The sequence below is a fragment of the Acidimicrobiia bacterium genome (assembly GCA_035948415.1).
In the GTDB taxonomy this organism is placed as follows: Bacteria; Actinomycetota; Acidimicrobiia; order IMCC26256; family PALSA-555; genus PALSA-555.
Genome location: DASZJD010000013.1, coordinates 1 through 5,212, shown reverse-complemented (window position 1 = coordinate 5,212; position 5,212 = coordinate 1). Strand labels below are relative to the sequence as shown.

The 5,212-nt window shown below is 75.9% G+C and carries 6 protein-coding genes; 4 read left to right on the top strand and 2 right to left on the bottom strand.

Features of this window, described 5'->3' with window-relative positions; all coding sequences use genetic code 11:
* Nucleotides 1-927, bottom strand: a 927-nt coding sequence (locus VG869_01560) for a Glu/Leu/Phe/Val dehydrogenase dimerization domain-containing protein (protein ID HEV3449867.1), incomplete at its 3' end; no start/stop codon positions are given.
* Between the two features lie 42 nt (nt 928-969).
* Entirely contained in the window at nt 970-1,992 is a 1,023-nt protein-coding gene (locus VG869_01555) for a hypothetical protein (GenBank protein ID HEV3449866.1), read from the bottom strand.
* A 131-nt stretch (nt 1,993-2,123) separates the two neighbouring features.
* Between VG869_01555 and VG869_01550 the strand changes: the two genes are divergently transcribed.
* The 4 genes from VG869_01550 to ribB form a co-directional block, all read left to right on the top strand.
* The gene (locus VG869_01550; protein ID HEV3449865.1) at nt 2,124-2,759 is read left to right on the top strand and encodes a thiamine diphosphokinase; all 636 of its coding nucleotides are present in this window, start codon (nt 2,124-2,126) and stop codon (nt 2,757-2,759) included.
* Between the two features lie 89 nt (nt 2,760-2,848).
* On the top strand, nt 2,849-3,556 hold the full coding sequence (locus VG869_01545; protein ID HEV3449864.1) for a response regulator transcription factor: 708 nt from the start codon (nt 2,849-2,851) through the stop codon (nt 3,554-3,556).
* Entirely contained in the window at nt 3,553-4,623 is a 1,071-nt protein-coding gene (locus tag VG869_01540) for an ATP-binding protein (protein ID HEV3449863.1), read from the top strand. The genes VG869_01545 and VG869_01540 overlap by 4 nt, the downstream gene beginning before the upstream one ends.
* A 5-nt stretch (nt 4,624-4,628) precedes the next feature.
* A partial coding sequence (gene ribB / locus VG869_01535; GenBank protein ID HEV3449862.1) for a 3,4-dihydroxy-2-butanone-4-phosphate synthase occupies nt 4,629-5,212 on the top strand: 584 nt, incomplete at its 3' end.

The window sequence follows — 5,212 nt, the reverse complement described above, 5'->3', positions numbered from 1 at the left end:
CAGGGCGCGGGACCGCGAGTAGCCGGTGAACTCCTGGGCCAGGTTGATGATGCCGCCGGCGCTGGCGACGAAGTCCGGGACGAACAGGATCCCGCGCCGCGCCAGCAGCTCGTCGACGCCGTGGTGCGCGAGCTGGTTGTTGGCGGCGCCGCAGACGGCCCGGCAGGCAAGGGTCGGAACGGTGGTGTCGGTGAGGGCACCGCCGAGCGCGCACGGGGCGAGGATGTCGCAGTCGACGCCGAGGATCTCGTCCGCGGGCGCGACCTCGCCGCCGACCTCGCCCGCCACGGCCTCGGCCCGCTCGTCGTGGAGGTCGGCGACGATCACCGCCACGTTCTCGGCCGCGAGGAGGCGGGCCAGGTGGGCGCCGACGCTGCCGGCCCCCTGGATCGCCACGCGCCAGCCGCGCAGCGTCGCGTCGGGGCCGTCGAGCTCGTGGGCGACGGCCCGCATGGCGGCGAGGACGCCGTGCGCGGTGACGGGCGACGGGTCGCCGGACCCGCCGAGCTCCTGGCGTACGCCGGTCACCCACGGCGTCACCGACGCGAGCTCCTCCATGTCCCGGGTCGTCGCGCTGACGTCCTCGGCCGCGATGTAGCGGCCGCCGAGCTCGTCGATGGCGCGACCGAGCGCGTGCAGCAGCGGCGCGGTGCGTGGCACGTCGGCGTCGTCGACCAGCACCACCGCCTTGCCGCCGCCCTGGTGGAGGCCGGCGACGGCCGCCTTCCAGGTCATCGCCTCGGAGAGTGCGAGCACGTCGCGGATGGCGTCGGCCTCTCGCTCGTAGCGCCAGAAGCGGACCCCGCCGAGCGACGGTCCGAGCGCCGTCGAGTGGATCGCGATCACGGCGCGCAGGCCGACGGCGCGGTCGGCGACGAGCACCACCTGCTCGTGGCCGCGCTCGCTCATCGCCGCGGTCACGTCCATCGTTTCCCACGGTAGGGCCCGACGCCGCGCCGCGGCGGCGGCTCAGGGAAGCGCGACGGTGAGCGTGAGCACGGCGTCGACCGGCGCGCTCGAGGGGCCCTGCCCGCCGGCGAGGTAGCCGGTGCCGCCGACCACCACCGCGGCGGCGTCGGTGAGCGGCGTCGGCAGCGTCCCGGCCGGCGTGACGGTTCCGGCGGGCAGGTCGACGCGCAGCACCTGCGCCGACACGGCGTTGTTCACGAACCCGCCGAGCACGTACACCGCGCCGCCCAGGGCGACCGCGGTGGCGTGGGAGAGGGGGGCCGGCAGCTGGGCGACGACCCGGGTGGTCTGCGTGGCGGGGTCGTAGCGCTGGATGGCGGTGGTGTCGCTGCCCTGGGCGGTGCTGACCCCGCCGAACAGGTAGACGGCGCCGCCGACGACGGCGACGGCCGGGTAGCGGACGGGCTGGGCCAGCGACCCCGCGGCCCGCCAGGTGGCGCCGTCGGTGCTGGCCAGCACCGAGGGGTAGAGGCGGGTCGCCTCCTGGCCGCCGCCGAGCGTGTACGCGGTGGTGCCGACGAGCGCGGCGACGTGGTCGGCCCGGGGCTCGGGGAGGTTCCCGACCGCCTGGCTCGTGCCGCCGCCGCCCGGGACCGCCTGCACCGTCGTGCGCTGCGGGGGTGACGAGGCGCCGCCGCCGATGACGACGTACCGGCCGCCGAGGTACACGCCGGCGGCGTCGTGCACGGGGAAGCTCAGCGAGCCGAAGGGACGCGGCGCGCCGCCGCTCGGGTCGAGGGCGGCGACGGTGCCCGTCGACGTCTTCGTGGCGTCGAGCCCGCCGAGGGCGACGAGCCGCTGGCCGTCGGTGAGCAGGACCTCACGCGAGACGGGTGCGGGCAGCCGGACCGACGCCGCCGCGACGCGGAGCGCTCCCCCGCCGGGCGTCGAGGTCGGCGGGGTCGCGGTCGTCGACGGGGTCGAGGGAGGTTGCGACGAGGTGCTCGAGGAGCCGCCGCCGCACGCGGCGACCGCGGCGACGAGGAGCGCGGGCGCGAGGACACGACGGCGAGGGAGGGGCACCGGCGGTACGCTACGTGAACCGCCGCCGCGAGTTGTCGCGCGCGCCGGGACCGCGCCGACCGGTCGTCGGTGACGGCGCGACGTGACACCGGCGTGGTGAAGGGAGCGACATCAGCCACGACGCCGCCCTCGTGTTCGCCGGCGGCGATTCGCCCCCCGCGGCCGTGGCCGCGCTCCTCCCCGGGGACGCCTTCGTGATCGCCGCCGACTCCGGGTTGGACCACGCCGCCGCCCTCGGCCGCCACGTCGACCTCATCGTCGGCGACCTCGACAGCGTCGACGTCGCCGCGCTCGCCGACGCCCGCCGGGAGGGCAGCGACGTCGAGGCCCACCCGAGCGCGAAGGACCAGACCGACCTCGAGCTCGCGCTCGACGCCGCGCTGGCCCGGGGCTTCCGGCGGGTCACGGTCGTCGGCGGTCACGGCGGGCGGCTCGACCACTTCCTCGCCAACCTCACCCTGCTGGCCTCGCCGCGGTACACGGGCGCGCAGCTCGACGCGTGGGTGGGCGACGCCGGGGTGGTCGTCGTGCGCGGCGAGGCCGAGCTCGCCGCCTGGCCCGGGGCGCGGCTGACGCTGATCCCGCTCGGCGGCGCGGCGCGCGGGATCCGCACCGAGGGCCTGCGCTACCCGCTGGCCGACGAGGACCTCGAGGCCGGGACCACCCGGGGCGTGAGCAACGAGTTCACCGCGGCGCGGGCTCGGGTCGCGCTCCGGGCGGGCACGCTCGTCGCCGTGCTCCCCGACGCGCTCGGCGCCCCGCGCTGAGCCCTGACCTGCTCAACCCCCGCGATCTCCACCAAATCCCCACATTTCCGACGAGACTCCGCGACAGGCGCTCCCTAGCATGGTTGATGATGTCTGACGCCTTGACGGTGCCGGCGCCCGCCGTCGCGCGCACCGTGCTCGTCGTCGAGGACGAGGCCTCCATCGCCGAGGCCGTCGCGGCGCGGCTCCGCAGCGAGGGCTTCGCGGTCCAGATCGTCGGCGACGGGCTGGCCGCCGTCGCCGCGTGCGAGCGGCTGCAGCCCGACCTGGTCGTGCTCGACCTCATGCTGCCGGGCCTCGACGGCCTCGAGGTGTGCCGACGCATCCAGCGCGACCGCCCGGTCCCCGTGCTCATGCTCACCGCCCGCGGGTCGGAGAACGACCTCGTCGTCGGCCTGGCCGTCGGCGCCGACGACTACCTGCCGAAGCCGTTCAGCGCCCGCGAGCTCACCGCCCGGGTCCACGCCCTGCTCCGCCGGGTCGAGCGGGCTCCCGAGCGGGCCGCCCGCTCGCCCCTCCGCCTGGGCGCCATCGCGGTCGACGTGGACGGTCGCCGCGTCACCCGCGGCGCCGAGGACGTCCACCTCACCCCCACCGAGTTCGAGCTCCTCGCCTACCTGGCTCAGCACCCCGGCCGGGTGTTCTCGCGCCCGCAGCTGCTCGGGGAGGTGTGGGGCTACCGCGACGGCGGCGGCGCCCGCACCGTCGACTCGCACGTGCGGGCGCTGCGGCGCAAGCTCGGCGCCGACGCGGTGCGCACCGTGCACGGCGTCGGGTACGGGGCGGGCTCGGCGTGAACCGGCGCCGGCTCCCGATCGACGTGAAGGACCTCGACGTCCGCCGGCCGCTCGATTCGTTCCCGTCGATCAAGCTGAAGCTCGGGTTCGTCATCGGGTCCGCCGTGGCCGGGACCATCTTCGTGTTCTGGCTCGGGATCAAGGCCGGGCTCTGGCCGTCGGCGAGCGGGATCCTGGCCGGGCTCGTCGCCTTTCTGATCGTGAAGTTCCTCTCCCGGGGGATGACGTCGCCGCTGCGCGAGATGGCGGTGGCCGCCGACGCCATGGCCCGGGGCGACTACAGCCGGCGCGTCACCACCAGCTCCCACGACGAGGTCGGCGCCCTGGCCCGGGCCTTCAACGAGATGGCCGCCGAGCTCGCGGAGACCGACCGGATGCGCCGCGACCTCGTCGCCAACGTCTCGCACGAGCTGCGAACCCCGATCACGGCCCTGCAGGCCAAGCTCGAGAACCTCGTCGACGGCGTCGAGGCGCCGGCGCGGGAGACCTTCGAGACGATGCTCGCCCAGGTCGAGCGCCTCGGGCGACTGGTCCAGCAGCTCCTCGACCTGTCCCGGCTCGAGGCCGGGGTCGTGCCGCTCGAGCGGGCCGCGTTCCCGGTCGAGCCGCTGCTCGAGGACGCGGTGCGGGAGCAGCGGCTGCACGGCCCGGCCGTCGACGTCGCCGTCGACGTCGAGCCGGCCGACCTCACCGCCGACGGCGACCCGGAGCGGGTCCACCAGGTCGTCGCGAACCTGCTCGAGAACGCGGTGCGGTTCACGCCCACCGGCGGCACGGTCGAGGTCCGAGCCCGTCGCGGCCCCCGCGGCGTCAGGATCGAGGTGCTGGACGAGGGTCCCGGCATCCCCGAGGCGGACCGGGGCCGCGTGTTCGAGCGCTTCTACCGCGCCGACGCGGCGCGTTCGTCGATCGACGGCGGCGCCGGGCTCGGCCTCGCCATCGCGCGGTGGATCGTCGACCTCCACGGCGGCGACATCCATCCCGAGGGACGGGACCCGCGGGGCTGCCGCATGGTCGTCACGCTGCCCGTCCTCGCCCCGCCCCAGCCCATAGCCGAACGAGGATGACACCCATGGAGCTGACGTCGGTCGAGGAGGCGGTGCGCCGCATCCGACGGGGAGAGATGGTGCTCGTCATCGACGACGAGGACCGCGAGAACGAGGGCGACCTGACGATGGCGGCCAGCTGGGTCACGCCGGAAGCCGTGAACTTCATGCTGCGCTGGGCGCGCGGCCTCGTCTGCATGCCGTGCACGCCCGAGCGGCTCGACCAGCTCGCGCTGACGCCGATGGTGCCCCCCGAGCGAGCCGGGTGCGACACCGCCTTCACGGTGTCGATCGACCACGTCGAGGCCGGCAGCGGGATCGGCGCCGCCGACCGGGCCCGCACGATGCGCCGGGTCGTCGACCTCGACGCCACCGCCACCGAGTTCAAGCGGCCGGGGCACGTGTTCCCGCTCCGGGCCCGGCCCGGCGGGACCCTCGAGCGCCGCGGCCACACCGAGGCCGCGGTCGACCTGGCCCGCCTCGCCGGCCTGCCCCCGGTCGCCGTGATCTGCGAGGTCCTGGCCGCCGACGGCGCCCCCGCCCACGTCCCCGAGCTCGCCGCCTTCGCTGACGACCATCGCATCGCCATGGTCACCGTCGACCAGGTCGT